21 protein-coding genes are annotated in these 14,387 nt (G+C 70.9%); 19 read left to right on the forward strand and 2 right to left on the reverse strand.

The annotated features are described in order from the left end of the window. The first annotated feature begins 58 nt into the window (after positions 1-58). The 13 genes from AC6EXY_RS15040 to AC6EXY_RS15100 all read left to right on the forward strand — a co-directional run bounded on the left by AC6EXY_RS15040 (position 59) and on the right by AC6EXY_RS15100 (position 8,847). Positions 59-550, forward strand: a complete 492-nt coding sequence (locus AC6EXY_RS15040) for a DUF6221 family protein (RefSeq protein ID WP_499817202.1) — start codon at positions 59-61, stop codon at positions 548-550. A 694-nt stretch (positions 551-1,244) separates the two neighbouring features. Next, on the forward strand, positions 1,245-1,466 hold the full coding sequence (locus AC6EXY_RS15045; RefSeq protein WP_499817201.1) for a hypothetical protein: 222 nt from the start codon (positions 1,245-1,247) through the stop codon (positions 1,464-1,466). Then, entirely contained in the window at positions 1,463-1,714 is a 252-nt protein-coding gene (locus tag AC6EXY_RS15050; RefSeq protein WP_499817200.1) for a hypothetical protein, read from the forward strand. The genes AC6EXY_RS15045 and AC6EXY_RS15050 overlap by 4 nt, the downstream gene beginning before the upstream one ends. 30 nt (positions 1,715-1,744) lie before the next feature. Continuing rightward, positions 1,745-2,857, forward strand: a complete 1,113-nt coding sequence (locus AC6EXY_RS15055) for a hypothetical protein (protein WP_499817199.1) — start codon at positions 1,745-1,747, stop codon at positions 2,855-2,857. Between the two features lie 10 nt (positions 2,858-2,867). Further along, positions 2,868-3,845: an ADP-ribosyltransferase gene (locus AC6EXY_RS15060; protein ID WP_499817198.1), complete on the forward strand. Its 978-nt coding sequence runs from the start codon at positions 2,868-2,870 to the stop codon at positions 3,843-3,845. After that, a complete protein-coding gene (locus AC6EXY_RS15065; RefSeq protein WP_499817197.1) occupies positions 3,842-3,979 on the forward strand; it encodes a hypothetical protein in 138 nt (45 codons plus the stop codon). Before AC6EXY_RS15060 ends, AC6EXY_RS15065 begins: the two co-directional genes overlap by 4 nt. A 75-nt stretch (positions 3,980-4,054) precedes the next feature. Next, a complete protein-coding gene (locus AC6EXY_RS15070; RefSeq protein WP_499817196.1) occupies positions 4,055-4,627 on the forward strand; it encodes a hypothetical protein in 573 nt (190 codons plus the stop codon). 126 nt (positions 4,628-4,753) lie between these two features. Then, positions 4,754-6,070: an HNH endonuclease gene (locus tag AC6EXY_RS15075; RefSeq protein WP_499817195.1), complete on the forward strand. Its 1,317-nt coding sequence runs from the start codon at positions 4,754-4,756 to the stop codon at positions 6,068-6,070. Next, positions 5,967-7,244, forward strand: a complete 1,278-nt coding sequence (locus tag AC6EXY_RS15080) for a PBSX family phage terminase large subunit (protein ID WP_499817194.1) — start codon at positions 5,967-5,969, stop codon at positions 7,242-7,244. The genes AC6EXY_RS15075 and AC6EXY_RS15080 overlap by 104 nt, the downstream gene beginning before the upstream one ends. A gap of 9 nt (positions 7,245-7,253) precedes the next feature. Next, positions 7,254-7,511: a hypothetical protein gene (locus AC6EXY_RS15085; RefSeq protein WP_499817193.1), complete on the forward strand. Its 258-nt coding sequence runs from the start codon at positions 7,254-7,256 to the stop codon at positions 7,509-7,511. A 9-nt stretch (positions 7,512-7,520) separates the two neighbouring features. Further along, positions 7,521-8,273 carry a hypothetical protein gene (locus AC6EXY_RS15090; RefSeq protein ID WP_499817192.1) on the forward strand — a complete coding sequence of 251 codons (753 nt, stop codon included), beginning with the start codon at positions 7,521-7,523 and terminating at the stop codon, positions 8,271-8,273. 14 nt (positions 8,274-8,287) lie between these two features. Next, positions 8,288-8,608, forward strand: coding sequence for a hypothetical protein (locus AC6EXY_RS15095; protein WP_499817191.1), 321 nt, complete (start codon positions 8,288-8,290; stop codon positions 8,606-8,608). Beyond that, positions 8,605-8,847, forward strand: coding sequence for a hypothetical protein (locus AC6EXY_RS15100; RefSeq protein ID WP_499817190.1), 243 nt, complete (start codon positions 8,605-8,607; stop codon positions 8,845-8,847). Before AC6EXY_RS15095 ends, AC6EXY_RS15100 begins: the two co-directional genes overlap by 4 nt. Positions 8,848-8,856: 9 nt before the next feature. On the opposite strand, the gene AC6EXY_RS15105 is transcribed toward AC6EXY_RS15100, so the two are convergent. Continuing rightward, positions 8,857-9,051 (reverse strand): hypothetical protein, encoded by a 195-nt coding sequence (locus tag AC6EXY_RS15105; protein WP_499817189.1) that lies wholly within the window; start codon positions 9,049-9,051, stop codon positions 8,857-8,859. A gap of 40 nt (positions 9,052-9,091) precedes the next feature. Beyond that, on the reverse strand, positions 9,092-9,367 hold the full coding sequence (locus AC6EXY_RS15110) for a helix-turn-helix transcriptional regulator (protein ID WP_499817188.1): 276 nt from the start codon (positions 9,365-9,367) through the stop codon (positions 9,092-9,094). Between the two features lie 40 nt (positions 9,368-9,407). Here AC6EXY_RS15110 and AC6EXY_RS15115 point away from each other — a divergent pair, with 40 nt between their 5' ends. The 6 genes from AC6EXY_RS15115 (at position 9,408) to AC6EXY_RS15140 (ending at position 14,372) form a co-directional block, all read left to right on the forward strand. Then, positions 9,408-11,789, forward strand: a complete 2,382-nt coding sequence (locus AC6EXY_RS15115) for a hypothetical protein (protein WP_499817187.1) — start codon at positions 9,408-9,410, stop codon at positions 11,787-11,789. Beyond that, positions 11,786-12,037: a hypothetical protein gene (locus AC6EXY_RS15120; protein WP_499817186.1), complete on the forward strand. Its 252-nt coding sequence runs from the start codon at positions 11,786-11,788 to the stop codon at positions 12,035-12,037. The genes AC6EXY_RS15115 and AC6EXY_RS15120 overlap by 4 nt, the downstream gene beginning before the upstream one ends. Positions 12,038-12,079: 42 nt before the next feature. After that, positions 12,080-12,259 carry a hypothetical protein gene (locus tag AC6EXY_RS15125; RefSeq protein WP_499817185.1) on the forward strand — a complete coding sequence of 60 codons (180 nt, stop codon included), beginning with the start codon at positions 12,080-12,082 and terminating at the stop codon, positions 12,257-12,259. Between the two features lie 15 nt (positions 12,260-12,274). After that, positions 12,275-13,165, forward strand: coding sequence for a hypothetical protein (locus AC6EXY_RS15130; RefSeq protein ID WP_499817184.1), 891 nt, complete (start codon positions 12,275-12,277; stop codon positions 13,163-13,165). A 216-nt stretch (positions 13,166-13,381) separates the two neighbouring features. Then, positions 13,382-14,203, forward strand: coding sequence for a hypothetical protein (locus AC6EXY_RS15135; RefSeq protein ID WP_499817183.1), 822 nt, complete (start codon positions 13,382-13,384; stop codon positions 14,201-14,203). A gap of 10 nt (positions 14,204-14,213) precedes the next feature. Next, the gene (locus AC6EXY_RS15140) at positions 14,214-14,372 is read left to right on the forward strand and encodes a hypothetical protein (RefSeq protein ID WP_499817182.1); all 159 of its coding nucleotides are present in this window, start codon (positions 14,214-14,216) and stop codon (positions 14,370-14,372) included. Positions 14,373-14,387: the final 15 nt, after the last annotated feature.

Consider the following 14,387-nt stretch of genomic DNA (forward strand, 5'->3'; position numbering starts at 1 on the left):
GCGCCCAAGACGCGCTCCGCGATCTCCTCGACGCGCCCGCCCCGCTGGACTCCCGGCCGTGACCGACCTCGACGCCTTGGCCGCGTTCGTCCTCGCCAGGATCGCCGAAGAGGAAGCGGCCGCACGGGCGGCGTATCGCCCTGGCGGCGACGGGCCATGGATCGTGGATGTGAGCCCATCCGGCCGCGCCTCGGTTTGGCAGCGCCGCCCCGCGCGAGAGGTCGGCAGCTCGCTACCGCCAGAGTCGCACCTGGCGCCTGTGGTGGCCACGCTCGCTGACAACGCCCGCGCGGTCTGCGAGCACATCGCCCGTCAGTCCCCTGCGGTCACGCTCGCCCGGGTGCAGGCGCTACGGTCGCTCGTCGAGCTGCACGGGCGCGTCGAGGAGCACGGCGAGGCGATGTGCGGGCACTGCGCGCGCCCCGGGGAGATCTCGGGCGACCTGGAGGGCGACTGGCCCTGTGCGACCCTCCGTCTCCTCGCGTCGATCTACCGCTACCGTTCTGACGGCTCCCAGCATCCCGACTGGCAGGAGACGTGGGCGGCGTGAGCGCGGTCACCGCGTGCCGTCGGGTGTAGGGGTCGGCGGTGCCGTCCCGTACGGATGGGAGCTGTCGATCCACCCTTCCCCGTTCTGCCGGCAGGTGTAGGTGACGTCTCCGGACCGGTGGGATTCCCCCGGGGTGCACGGGTAGCCGGTGAACGTCGAAGTCGGGGTCGGCTTCGCGGGGGCAGGCTCCGACGTTGCCGCGGCCACCGGCTGCGGCGGAGTGGTCGTGGCGGCGACGGGCGCGCCTTGGGCGGCCAGGCGCGCCGGTGCTGGGCTTGATGTCGGAATCGTCGTAGGGGTCGCCGCCGGGGCGGCCGGGGATTGCGGCGGCCCGCTGTTCGTGGGCGTCGGACCGGCCGGCCTCGGCGGCAGTGTCGGAGCATGCCGAAAGTCGCCTGAGGGAGTGCTGGTCGGTGTTGGTGTGGCCGTCGGCTGGATGACCGGGGCAGGCTGGCAGGCGGCCAGCGCGGCGGCTGTGAGGATGGGCAGGACCAACAACATGCTGTGACGCAAGGCTTTCCCCCGTGGTTGAACGTTCCGGCAGGGTAGCGACATGCCAGACATCAGGCGCCAGACACCCCACCTGATTGACCTCCCGTTGGGACATGCGGGGGCCGCCTTGCCCACCGGCAAGATCCGCTGCTAAATTCCTGCCAACGGCACATCTGTGCCCACACCCCCCTCGGGAGGCCCCATGCGGCCTCCGGGGCTCCTCACGTTGCGGGACATCACCCACTGGATGGGCCTCCCCGACGACTTCCACTGCCTCGCCGCCCGCCGGCTCCTCGAACGCGAGGGCATCGAACCCGAAGTCCGCGGGAAGGGCCGCCGGCCGTCGCTCTGGAGCTGGGAGAACCTCCAGCCTCTCGCCGCACGGATCCCCCGCGCCGCCTGGGCCGCGGATGAGGCGGCGTGACCGGCCCCACCGACCGGGCCGCCGAAAAGCGTCACCAACGTGAGCGGGACGCCCACCGCGCCGCACGCGCCCGCAAGGCCGCTACCCGTGCCGCCCGGCACCGCGCAGCCGCCCACACGCGGGCACGCGCCCTCGACCATCTCCTCGCCCGGGAACGCCGCGACCTCGCCGCCGACATCGAGCGGCGCCGCGCCGACCTTGCCCGCCTCGAACGCCTGATGACCGCCCGGCCATCCCGCCGCGGCTGACCGCCGACCCGCTCCGCCCCGAGGTGACCGATGGCCAGCCCTGGCCCCCAGTGCGCCGCGACGACCCTCAAGGGCACCCGGTGCAAGAACCGGGCCCGCGCCGGTTCGGCCTACTGCGGTGTCCACAAGAACTACAAGGGTGGCCACCACGCCGAGAAGGCGGCCGCAGCACCCAAACTCGCGAAACTCGCCGGCCGCACCAGCACCACCCCGACCGGCACGATGGACGCCCTGAACGCCGCCACCACCCGCGACCAGGCAGCCGCCACCCTTAACCGCCTGACCGTCCCACAGCTGCGCGCATTCGCCGAGGACAACAGTCTGGCACCCGCCGGCCGCACAAAGAAGGATCTTGTCGCTGGCATCGTCGACCAGACGGTCGGCGCCCGTCTGAACCGCGCATCGATCCAACACGAGGAGAACGACGCCGGTATCGACCGGGCGGCCTTCGGCGCCCAGCGGGTGTCTCCCGACAGTCCCGGCGCCCCGCCGCGCCTCGCGACCATGGCCCGCGCCCCTCGCGCCCCCCGCGGCGGAACAGCACCCGCCGGCGACCCGATGGAACGACTCCAGGCCGCCACCACTCGTGACCAGGCAGCGGATGTGCTCAACGGCCTGACCGTCACCCAACTCCGCTCGTTCGCACGCGACAACAATCTGACTCCCGTCGGCTCGAACAAGCGCGCGATTGTGCAATCCCTGATCGATCAGACCGTCGGGAAGAACATCAGCTCTCACGCCATGCAGGCCAAGGAGCGTGGTTTCGCCGGGGTGCCGGGCGGCAGCCGTCACGGCGGCGGCGGGTCGATCCCGGCACGCACAACCGGGCCAGCCGCAGCGAACCGCGGACCAGCCATCCCCACCGACCACACCGCGCAGAACCGGCTGATGGCCTCTCATCTGCCCGCCGCCGGCGCCGTGTCCTGGAGGCAGGGCTGGGGCCGTCTCTCCACGGTCAAACCCGCTCTACGCGCCCAGGGGTGGACGGACACGCAGATCGACGCGACCCTCCTCCGGCTCCTCCGCGAACGGAAGATCATGCTCGTCCCCGACGAGGACCAGAAGAGCCTCACCCCCGCCGACCGTCGCGAGGGGATCGTCGTCGGAGACAAGCCGAGCCATCTCATCGCCCTGACCCTCTGAGGGAGGCCCTGTGGCCACCCTCGCGGCCATGTCCCGCCATCACAGCCGGTGGGATGAGGCGAAGCACCCCCGCCGAGCCGACGGCAAGTTCGGCTCCGGCGGCGGCCACACCGATCGTGCCGCCCAGCGGGCGGCGATCACCGCGTTCGTCCGCGGCCGCGACCCGTCGAAGCCGGCCGCCCGGCGCCCACCATCCAGGCCGAGCACCCCAGCCGCACCCGGTCGGGACGAGGCGACGCGGCAACGCCTCGCCGACTTCATCCACGGCCGCGGCCCACGCCCAACCCGCCGGGATCGGGCGTCGCTCGGCGCGCTGGCCCGACCGCAACGCCCCGCATCGAAGCAGGCCTCCGGCCACGAGGACAGCTCGAAGGCCCCGCTGACCGGTGACGCGGAGATCAGCCGATACCTGGCCGGTCATCTCGACGGCGTCCGCTACCCGGCCCGCGAGAAGGCCGCCACCCTGGAGTACACCTCCAGCCTGTACACGGACATCAACTTCGAGTTGCGTGGCGGCCACGACTCGTCCCGCCCGGAGACGATCGCCGCTCTCGACGCCGCGTTCGCCCGCACCCCGCCGCTAACCCGACCGATCGTCGTGACCCGCGGCATCGCCAGCGCCGACGAGATCCTCGGCCCCCCGCCGGCGACCGGCAGCGTCATCCACGACAAGGCCTACACGTCGACGTCGATGTCCGGCAGCGCGGTCGTGGACCGCATCGGCGGCGAACGCGACACCGCGGTCATGCACATCACCGTCCCCGCGGGCGCCCGGGTGCTGGCGTTCGACCAGCCGACACCACCCGCGCTCCGCAGCAAGATCCCCGAAGAGCGGGAAATTCTCCTCGACCGCGGCTACCACGGCGAAGACGACGAATACTCGGGCACCGTCGGAGGCACTACCAGCGGCATCCGCATCGTCTCCGACACGATCGTCGACGGCCAGCGGGTCATCCACGCCGAGCTAATCCCCCAGGAGGCCGCGTGAACCTCCGCAAGCTCGCCGCCGGTGCGCGCCGCAGGTCTTCGAAGAAACCGACGGTCCGTGTTGAACGGTTCGTGACCCGGCCCGGCGACGTCACCATCACAAAGCCGCCCAGCTCCACCCGCAAGACCCGCTGAACCGCCCGTCCCATCCCCCGCCGTGGTGCCAGGTGCCCACGGTGAGCCCCTACACGCCCCGCGAGCGAGGTCTAGGTGCCCCGCCGTGCGACGTCGAACGGTCCGGACCGACCGGCCTCCGCGCGCGCGAAGGCGCCCGCCTCACGCCGTCCACGCCGGCCCGTCACGGACGCCGAGCGAGCCCAAGTCCGCGACCTTCACGCGCAGGGGCTGTCCCGAGCAGAGATCGGACGGCGGCTCGACCGCACCGGCTCACAGATCGGCCGCATCGCGGACCGCCTCGGACTCACCTGGGACCGGCAGGCCACTGCGGCGGCGACCGCCGCGAAGCAGGTCGACAACCGATCCCGCCGAGTGGCCATCGTCGACCGGCTCTACCGGCGCACGGAGACCGTCCTCGACAGGCTCGAAGCCGAGGGTTACGAGTACCGGGTCATCGGCGCTGAGGGCTCGTACGTCGTGAAGGACAAGCATCCGCCGGCGCAGGACGAGCGGAACTTGTCCTCGGCGATGACCGGCTATCTCGCGAACGCGGCGAAGCTCGAGCAGATCGACCAGGGCGACGGTGCGGCCGAGGCCCGGTCGATGCTCGGGGATCTCGCGCGGAAGTTGGACGTGGCCGCGGGGCTGCTCCCGCCAGCAGGTTGACACGTCCGAAGCGCACGTCTGTTCGGTAGAATTGGGGGCATACCCGGCGCCATTGAGGCGCCCCGGGGTTGAGGATTGCCGTCCTCTCCCCCGGGACTTCGTGACACCTTCGTGGAGGTGCCCCGCGTGGGCGAGTCTATTTGTGCTGCCGATGGCTGCACCGAATCGATCAAGGTCAAGTCGCTTCGGCTCTGCTCGAAGCACTACCGCAAGCACCGCCGAGCCGTCGCGCCGCGCTGCACCGTCGAAGGCTGCGACCAGCCGCGCGACTCGCGCGGGCTGTGCGACAGCCACAACTACCGGCGCCGCAACGGCCTTCAGTTGGACGCGCCGTTCCCCCGGGCCGCAGGGAAGACGTGCACCGTCGATGAGTGCGGCGAGCCGGTGCTCGCGAAGGACCTGTGCCAGCTCCACTACAACCGCCGCTGGCGCACCGGAACCACCGAGCCCCGGCCTTCAGCCGCACGGGTCTGCTCGGTCGAGGGCTGCGACGACGCCCACCTGGCGCAGGACCTGTGCAGGAAGCACTACCAGCGGCTCCAGAACACAGGCACGACTGACGACCGTCCATCGTTCATCCCGTCGGCCTGCTCGATCGCCGGCTGCGACAGTGAGTCGCTCGCTCGGGGCTGGTGCCGCCGGCACTACGCCCGATGGATGCGCAGCGGCTCGCCGGAGTTCGTCGAGAGGGTGCAGCGTCACTGCTCGGTTGATGATTGCTCTCGGCCGTACAAGGGCAACGGCTTCTGCGACCTTCACCTGCGCAGGCACCGTGCAGGAACGCCGCTCGATGCCTTTGTGCGAGGCGAGAAGCCCCGCCTCTGCTCTGCCGAAGGGTGTGACAGGGCCTATCACAGCCGGGGTCTCTGCGCGCATCACTACCAGCGTCGCTACCGGAAGCGCAACATCACGCACATCCAAGCGCGGGTGAAGGCCAAGCGTGAGGGCATCACGGCCGAACAGCGCGCTGCCCGATCGGCAGCGCGAGCTGCCCACTACCAGGCGAACAGGGACCGGATCCGCGCCCAGGCGCACGCCCGCTACGTCCTCAAGTACGCCGAAGACCCCGCGCCGTGGCGTGCCGCGAAGGCCCGCCGCCGGATGCGCGCGGTCGGGACGATGAGCCGCACCGACATCGCGGTCTCGGAGGAGTACAGGCGCGCGACCGTCGGCGACCCGTGCTTCTACTGCGGGGCCACCGGCACGACCGACGTCGATCACTTCTTCCCGCTCGCGAAGGGCGGCACCGACCACTGGTGGAACCTCCGCAGGGCCTGCGAGCCCTGCAACTCCCGGAAGTGGGCGCGCTGCGGCACGTGGTTCATCCTGAAGGGGCGCGGTGAACCTCGATTCGCTGCCGCTCTCCCCGAAGCAGATTCGCAGCATCGCCGAGTCGCGGCACGCGCGGATCTCGTGCTGGAGTGGGGCTGTCCGGTCGGGTAAGACGATCGCCTCCCTGGTCGCGTTCCTGATCCATCTCGCGGAGGCGCCGCAGGGTCCGCTGATCATTATGGTCGGTCGGACCCTGCAAACGATCGAGAGAAACTTGATCGAGCCCTTGCAGAACGAAGCCCTCTTCGGGCCGGTCGCAAAGCTCGTGCACCACACGCGAGGGTCGACGATCGCCACCATCCTCGGCCGCACCGTGCACCTCATCGGGGCATCGGATGTACGGAGCGAGGGCCGGCTACGAGGACTCACTGCCTACCTGATCGTCATCGACGAGGCGACGCTGGTCCCCGAGAACACGTTCCAGCAGGCGCTGGCGCGTCTCTCGGTGCCCAACGCCAAGCTGATGATCACCACGAATCCCGAGGGGCCGGCCCACTGGCTTCGCAAGAAGTTCATTCTTCGGGCCCATGAACTCGACATGGTCGCTTGGCATTTCACGCTGGACGACAACAACTCGCTTGACCCGAAGTACGTCGAGGCGTTGAAGAAGGAGTACGTAGGCCTCTTCTACAAGAGGTTCATCCAGGGCCTGTGGGTCCTCGCCGAAGGCGTGATCTTCGACGCGTGGGATGAGGACCGACACGTCGAGGACGCCACCCCGACGATCACCAGGTGGGTCGGGACCGGCGTGGACTACGGCACGGTGAACCCGTTCGTCGCCCTCGTCGGCGGCCTCGGGGTGGACCGCCGGCTGCACCTGGTCGCCGAGTACCGGTACGACTCGAAGCTGTCGCGCCGGCAGAAGACCGACGCCGAGTATTCGGCTGCGCTCCGCGACTTCCATGGCTCCGTTCGGGTTCCTGGCACGGATCTGCGGGGGGTGAACCCGGAGTACATCTGCGTGGACCCGAGCGCCGCATCGTTCGTGACGCAGCTCTACCGCGACGGTGTCAGCAACGTGATGGGCGCCGACAACACGGTGATCGACGGCATCCGCATGATGGCCTCGCTGATCGCGAACGACCGGCTCCGCGTGCACCGCTCGTGCAAGGGGTTCATCGAGGAGATCCCGGGTTATGCGTGGGATGAGAAAGCCGCGGAGAAGGGCGTCGATCAGCCCGTCAAGCTGGACGATCATGATATGGATGCTGGCCGCTACTTGATCAAGACGACTGAGCCTCTTTGGTACGGCACGCTGCGCCAGCCCCTCCAACCCGCCGCGTAGGAGCTCCCTGTGGGATTCCCGTCCAGGCCGGGTGGCCGACCGAAGCTCGCGAGCCTCGCCAAGCGCCGCCGCCGTCCCGCCGGCCCGCAGCAGGATGGCCCGCCGCCGTCCGAGGACGAGCCGGACGAGGACGACACCACCCCGCCGGATGACGACCAGGCGCCCGCGCCGGATGACGACGAGGACGAAGACGACCAGCAGCAGGCCCCGGCACCCACCGGTGCGCCCGCGATGCGGAAGAAGAAGCGCCCGCCCTTCGGCCGGTAGGAGAACCTCGTGGCGACGCTGCCCGGCCACACCCCGAAGGCAACCCCGGGCGTGGTCGGCGGCTCCGGTGCCTTCGGCCCCCGCAGGGGCAGCTCGGGTGCGAGCCTCGCATCGCTCGCCGGCCGCGCCCGTGCGGAACGCGCCGACCCGCTGCGCGCCCAGGTCATGGCCGACCCGAAGATCCGCAACCCGGAAGGCTTCCTGATCTGGCTGGGCCGGCGCAAGGGCGGGCTGAACAGTCACAAGGGCCGCAGTCGCCATCCGGGTGTCGGCACGCGCCGTCTGGCCGGCCACGACCCGTCCAGCGTGCACGCGGCCCCTCGCGCACGCGGTGGTGGTGGGGATGCGCCGACGATGCGCCTGTCCCTGCGAGACCTGCCGCGCGAGGTGACAGACGGGCGGACGACCGCGCTGCACCGGGCATCGGTGCGGCCCGCGCCCCGCCCGCCAGCACCACCTCGACCCACACCGCCAGCTCGACCACCGCGCGCCGACGCGCCGACCATGGCCCTCCGTCGCCCGCCTGCCCGCGATGCCGAGACGGTGGCGCTGAAGCTCCCGATGAGCCAGGCGGCCAGAGCGGCGCGGGCGAAGCCGGGCGGCATCTGGAACGCCCCGTCGGTCATCCCGAAGGCACCCCGGCCCGTTCCCGAGCCGGATCTGCGGTCACAGCTCCCACCCGAGCTGAGGAACCTCCGCGTCGGCGGGGTGAAGGTCCACAAGAAGACGAAGATCGCTGCGAAGTGGCGGCTCGGCCGCTGACGAAGGAGCCCCACTTGACCAGCCCCCAGGAACCCGCCGCCGACCCGGAACCGACGCAGAAGCGGTACGCCGACCCGCGGGTGAAACTCGCCGCGCTCGCAGAGCACCTGGAACGGCGGGCCCGGGCCACTCAGGGCGGGCTGGTGGACAGCGAGTTGTACGAACTGGCCGTGCGCGCCTGGGAGTTCCTGGCCTCACATCCGTATGCCCCGGGGATCTCGGTGCAGGTGCAGGCCGCCGAGCCGGCCGTGGTGGACGTGGAGCAGCTCGCCGACGCCGTGCGCGCCGAGATCCGGCGGACCTCGATCCTGAACGGCCTGAACGGCGCCCTGTGACCACGCATCGCACCCGGCCGGTTGAGGTCGACGCCGTCCACTGGACCGGCACCAACCGGGCCGAGGTCGAGGAGCTGGCGGGCAACGCGGTGACGGTGCAGCCGGACGGCGCGGCCATGTTCTGGGCGCCGTCCGGGTCGGTGTGGGTGCCGGCAGGGTCGTGGCTGGTCCTGCGCGGCGGGTTCGAGGTGCTCGACGAGGCGGCGTTCGCGTCCCGCTACGAACCGGCCGAGGACTGATCCTTTCGGCTACACCTGCCACACGGTCTCGGGGTCGTCCTCGTCGTCCTCGAAGTCGCCGAGGTTGAGCTCGTGCGCGCACTGGTGGCACAAGGTCACACCGACCTCTTTGCGCGCCTTCTCACGCGCCGCTTCGGGGCTGTCGGCGTCAACTTCCACGACGCTGCTGGCGCTGGTCGTGAACAGCACTCCATAACGTGGCATCAGTTCGTCTCCTGTCCGCAGTGCCCGCAGGCACCGCACATCAGATCTTGATCGTTCCGGTGTGGATCTCAAGCGGTTCGGGATCGACGAGGCGGCACAGATCGACGCCGAGCGCGGCGCACATGGTCAGCGCCTCTTCGAGCGTGAGGCCCCGGGCGCGCTTGCCGGTTTCGAGGGTGGCGAGCACGGCGCGGCTCATCCCGACCTGCCTGGCCAGCTCTTCCTGGGTGATGTTCCGCGCCTCGCGGACCGCGCGAAGCCTGGTTACAACCCTCGCGGCCTGACGTCCGAAATCTTCACTCACAACGCCGATCATACCATCAAAACCAGACATGACCTTGAGGGGGCACAGGCCCGTGCCTCTCCCCGATGACGGCAGCATCCCCTGGCCGCCCCCCCACCTCGCGAAGCCCTTCGCGGAGATGGAGCGCCTGGCCGCCTGGTGGATCGGCGACCCGGAGGAGCTGTCCGCGGTCTACGGCGGCACCACCCAGACCGCCAGCACCTCGGAGAAGAGCTTCGACCGCCCGGCGCAGTACCGGGGCGGTGTCGCCGGGGCTGTGGCCCGCTGGTGGTGGGGTCAGCCGACCACCCCGCAGCAGCAGCGATCCAAAGTCCACATCCCGCTGGCGAGCGAGATCGCCACCGCGAGCGCGGACCTGCTGTTCAGCCGGGCGATCACGGTCACGTTCGGGGACGAGGACGCCCGCCGCGCCGAGCGCGACGCCGCCGTCCAGGACGCCCAAGACATCGCCGACCAGCAGGCCGCCGACGACCACGCCGCGGCGATGGACGAAGCCGGGGTCGACCCGGACGCGCCCGACCCGCTTACCGGCCTGCCCCCGACCCCACCGAAGGCCGACCCGGTCGAGGCGCCCGACGTGCCGCCCGACCCGGCGCAGGCGAGGTTCGACCAGCTCCGCGAGTCGAGCGGCCTGGACGCGACGCTCCTCGAAGCGGCCGAGATCGCCGCCGCGCTGTCCGGCGTCTACCTACGCCTGTGCTGGGACGCCGAGGTGCAGGACGGGCCGTGGATCGACATCGTCCACCCCGACAGCGCGGTGCCGGAGTGGCGCTACGGCCGCCTGTGGGCGGTGACGTTCTGGCGTGAGCTGGAGGACGCCGACCCGAACGCCCGCAAGGGCCGCGTGATCCGCCACCTGGAGCGCCACGAGCGCGGCATGATCCTCCACGGGTTGTACGAGGGTGACCGGGACAGCCTCGGCCGGCAAATCCCCCTGTCCGAAGCACCGGACCTCGAGGGTCTCGTCGAAGACCTCGAAGACGGCAACAAGATCCCCGCCGTCGAGGGCCGCCTCACTGCCGTCTACATCCCGAACATGCGGCCCAATGGCGCGTACCGCCGGTTCCCGCAGCTCCAGCCGCTCGGCCGCTCCGACTACACCCCGGCCGTCATGCAGTTGATGGACCAGCTCGACGAGGTCATGTCCTCGTGGATGCGGGACATCCGCATCGGCAAAGGCCGGATGGTCGTCCCCGAGCAGTACCTGGATCCCCAGGGCCGCGGCAAGGGCGCAGTGTTCGACGAGGACCGCGAGGTCTACAGCACCCTCAACATTCTGCCGACGGCCGGCGGACCGCCGCAGATCACCGCCACGCAGTTCGCGATCCGCGTGGACGAGCACGAGCGCACCGCCCGCGCGCTGATGGACGCCATCGTGCGCGGCGCCGGCTACTCGAGCCAGACGTTCGGCAGTGACTCGGAGGGCGCGGGCGCAGCCACCGCCACGGAGATCAACGCCCGCGAGAAGCGGTCCGTGCTTACCCGCGAGAAGAAGATCCGTTACTGGGACGGCGAGCTCAGCAACCTGTTCTACACGTGGATGCTGCTCGACGCCCAGCTCGCCGGCGTCCAAGCCCCGCCGCCCGCAGCGGACACCCAGGCCAAGCCTGGCCAGCAGGGCGGGGACGCCCCGGCCGAGCCCGGGAAGGGCACCGGCACCGACGGGACGAAGCCCCTCGCGGGCAAGCAGGGGCAGCCGCAGCCCGGCCAGCCCGGCACGAAGCCGAGCCCGGACGGCGCGAAGAACTCGGCCGCGAAGCCGGGCGCCCAGCAGCAGGACGAGGACGACGCCGAGCAGGACGACGACGCCCAGCCGCCCGCGGGGAAGCGCCGACCGTTCGGCAAGGGCAAGGGCGCGGCGCCGTTCGGGAAGAAGCCGGCCCCCGGCCAGCAGGAGCCCGGCCAGGCGGACGCCACCCCTGGGCAGCCGCCCGCGAAGCCGGGCCAGCCCCCGCAGGGCGGCAAGCCGGGCGCTCGGCCGACGCTCGGCGCGCTCGCCCGCGCGAAGCCCTTCGGCGACCAGGCGGGCCAGCCCGGCGACGACGAGCAGGACCCGAACGCCGCCGTCGATCCAAACGCCCCGGCCCCGCCCGTCATCCCGGACGGCCCGCCGGAGCTGACGTGGCCGGCGTTGGCCGACGCCGACCAGCTCACGTTGGCCCAGACCGCCCAGGCCATTTTCGCCGCATCGGCCGCGTCGAAATACACCTTGGTCAAATTGCTCCATCCCGACTGGGACGAGGACCAGGTGCAAGACGAGCTCGCCCGCATGGACGAGGACGCGCAGAGCGCCGCACCGGCACCGGACCCGATGGGCATGGGCGCCGAGCAGCCCCTCGGCGGCCCGCCGATGCCGTCCGGCGGCGACCAGCAGGACGACCCCGAGGCGGACGATGGCGGCGACAGCGGCGGCGGAGGGTTCCCGTTCCAATGAGCAGCATCCGCGATGCCAAGATGACCCTCCGGGCCGACGGCAGCGGCACGATCAACGTGGACGGCGTCGACATCACGCGCGCCGTCCGCTCGATCACCGTCGAGAGCGAGCCGTGCCGTCCGCCCCAGCTCAACCTTGAACTCACGATCACCGAGGTCGAGATCGACGGCGGGTTCCACGTGGTGATCCCCGACCGACTCCGCGAAGCGCTCGTCGCTCTCGGCTGGACCCCGCCACCGAACTCGTAGTCAGCCGCCGCGGATTCCCAGATACCCGGGTGGGGGCGGCCGATGGTCCCGATCGCCCCCACCCGCCTCGGCCCCGCCCGCGTAGCCCTCACGGTGCCCTGCTGCCGCTGGCCGGTCCACCTCGCGATCCCCGTCGGCTACGACCCCGACCGGCCCGACCACGTCGCCGCGCTCGCCGCGGAAGTCGAACGGGCGATGACCGCCCACATGGCACAGCACTGACCCGCAGGAGGCCCGGTGGCCTCCCGCAGCCGGCCGAAACTCGGCGACCTCGCCCGGCGGAACAGCAGGAAGTACAAGCGGGACAAGCTCGGCAGGTTCGCGCACACGGCGTCGAACGCCCAGCGCGCCCGGGTCGAGAACCGTCAGCCAGGCGGCGGCCCCTCCCACACCGTCGCCGAGAACATCACCGGCGTCGAAGGGCTTCCCCGGCCCGCTCGCAGGGCCTGGCGGGACGCCGTCGACGCGATCGCCGCCGTTCACGGCACCGACCGGCGCCTCCCCGAACTCCCGATCCACGCCTACGAAGGCGATCCCACCGACGGCGTCCAAGGCGCCTACGTCTACGACCGGCTGACCGGCGAACCCGGCTACTTTCAGCTCAACGTCCACGGCACCGCCCTCGAAAGCGTGATCGTGCACGAACTCGGTCACATGGTCGACAGTCAGGTCCTCGGCTCACAGGGCCCGTTCTCCTCCACCGAGGAGCGAGGCACCGGGCAAACCCTGGGCGCCTGGTGGCGCACGACCGCTGACAGCGAACCGGTCCGCTCGCTGTCCCGGATGCTCATCCACAACCCGGACCGTGACGGCCCCTGGTCCCAGCTCACCCTCGCCGACGGCCGGAATGCCCGATGGAACCCCGAATCGGACTACGCCCAGTACCTGGTGGATCCTCGGGAGGTGTTCGCGCGGGCGTATGCGCAGTGGATCGCCACCGAGTCCGGGAACGCTGCTCTCCTGCGCCAGATCCGGAAGGAAGTTGTCACTTCGGAGAGCCCATCGTGGACACTGAAGCCGGGCAGTAACCCCCCGTTCTACCCGCTTCAGTGGACTGACGAGGAGTTCCAGCCCATAGCATCGGAGATGCGGCGGATCTTCGGCGACCTGAACCTACTTCGGAGTTGATCGACATGGATGCTGTGGAGTTGACCCGCGACGACCGTATCCGGCTCGCTCAGGCCACGTTCGGGATGACGAAGACTGAGGCGACACAGCTCATCAACCGCGAAACCGTCCCCCATCCGACGGAATCGACCTCCTCAAGCACAGGCGACAGACGCTGAGACCGACCCTCGCGGCCGGGTAGCCGACAACAACACACGTTGACCTTCGGGGGGCCTTATGGCCCGCCCGAAGCTCGGCGATCTCGCCCGCAGTGCCCGCACCTACAAGCGCGACAGCCGCGGCCGGTTCGCCCACACCGCCAACTCAGGCCCGGACGCCTCCGCGATCGGCATCGGCCGCCGCAAGGAACCCGGCCGGCACCGCGCCGGACGCCCCCCGGCCGCGCACGAGGAAGCCGAACGGCGGCTCCGTCAGCGGTTCGGCGCGGACCGGATCCACGTCGCCGACCGGGACCATCCCGCCGTCCGCCAAGCCCTGATCGACTTGGACGCGATGCCCGTCGACCATCAGGAGCGCATCGCCCGTCTCCTCGCCGGCGAGCCCGGCGGCGGCATCCTGATCGGCAAGGGCCGGGCGATGGACGTCTACCGCACCCACCGCCGCCAAGACCTGATCGACAAGGTGTGGGGTACCCCCCTCGGCCGGGACGCGGTCGGCCTGTACATGTCGGGGCCTCGGGTGCTGGCGATCGGCACCGACGAGACGAGCTCCCCGTCGGTCGCCCAGCATGAGGCCGGCCACGCCCTCGACCACGCCCTGGGCTTCCCGTCGCAGAACCGGAAGCTGCCGGTGTGGCCGGCGGTCAGCCGCGGCCGGCACTACGGCCTGCTCCACCGCTACTACGCGCAGGACCAGGGCGTGGGTCAGCGGGAGTCGTTCGCGGAGGCGTATGCCGGGTGGAACGCCTGGCGCCATGATCCGGACCGGGCGCGGAAGATCGCCGCCGGTCTGGGTGCGCCCGTCGACGATCCGAAGCTCGGCGGCGAATCGGAACGTCTGGGTCGGACACTCGGTGACTTCCTGGACACCCTGGTCTAGGCTGCGCGGCATGCTTCCCACACGGCTCCCTGACGGGTCGATCCGCACGCCGCGCACGGTCGGCGGTCGTGCCGGCGATGGGATGATCGGCGACGCGATGGTCATCCTGCGCCCCGGCGACGCGGGCTACGACGAAGAGGACCGCTGGCTCCGCAGCCGCGGCAAGTAGCACTCCTGGGGGTCG

This window comes from Frankia sp. RB5 (genome assembly GCF_059816245.1).

What these genes read in the sequence shown, in the direction of transcription:
- AC6EXY_RS15045 (WP_499817201.1), top strand. Translation starts at nt 1,245, where the DNA reads ATGCGGCCTCCGGGGCTCCTCACGTTGCGGGACATCACCCACTGGATG.
- AC6EXY_RS15055 (WP_499817199.1), top strand. Translation starts at nt 1,745, where the DNA reads ATGGCCAGCCCTGGCCCCCAGTGCGCCGCGACGACCCTCAAGGGCACC.
- AC6EXY_RS15105 (WP_499817189.1), bottom strand. Translation starts at nt 9,051, where the DNA reads ATGCCACGTTATGGAGTGCTGTTCACGACCAGCGCCAGCAGCGTCGTG.
- AC6EXY_RS15110 (WP_499817188.1), bottom strand. Translation starts at nt 9,367, where the DNA reads ATGATCGGCGTTGTGAGTGAAGATTTCGGACGTCAGGCCGCGAGGGTT.
- AC6EXY_RS15120 (WP_499817186.1), top strand. Translation starts at nt 11,786, where the DNA reads ATGAGCAGCATCCGCGATGCCAAGATGACCCTCCGGGCCGACGGCAGC.
- AC6EXY_RS15125 (WP_499817185.1), top strand. Translation starts at nt 12,080, where the DNA reads ATGGTCCCGATCGCCCCCACCCGCCTCGGCCCCGCCCGCGTAGCCCTC.
- AC6EXY_RS15135 (WP_499817183.1), top strand. Translation starts at nt 13,382, where the DNA reads ATGGCCCGCCCGAAGCTCGGCGATCTCGCCCGCAGTGCCCGCACCTAC.
- AC6EXY_RS15140 (WP_499817182.1), top strand. Translation starts at nt 14,214, where the DNA reads ATGCTTCCCACACGGCTCCCTGACGGGTCGATCCGCACGCCGCGCACG.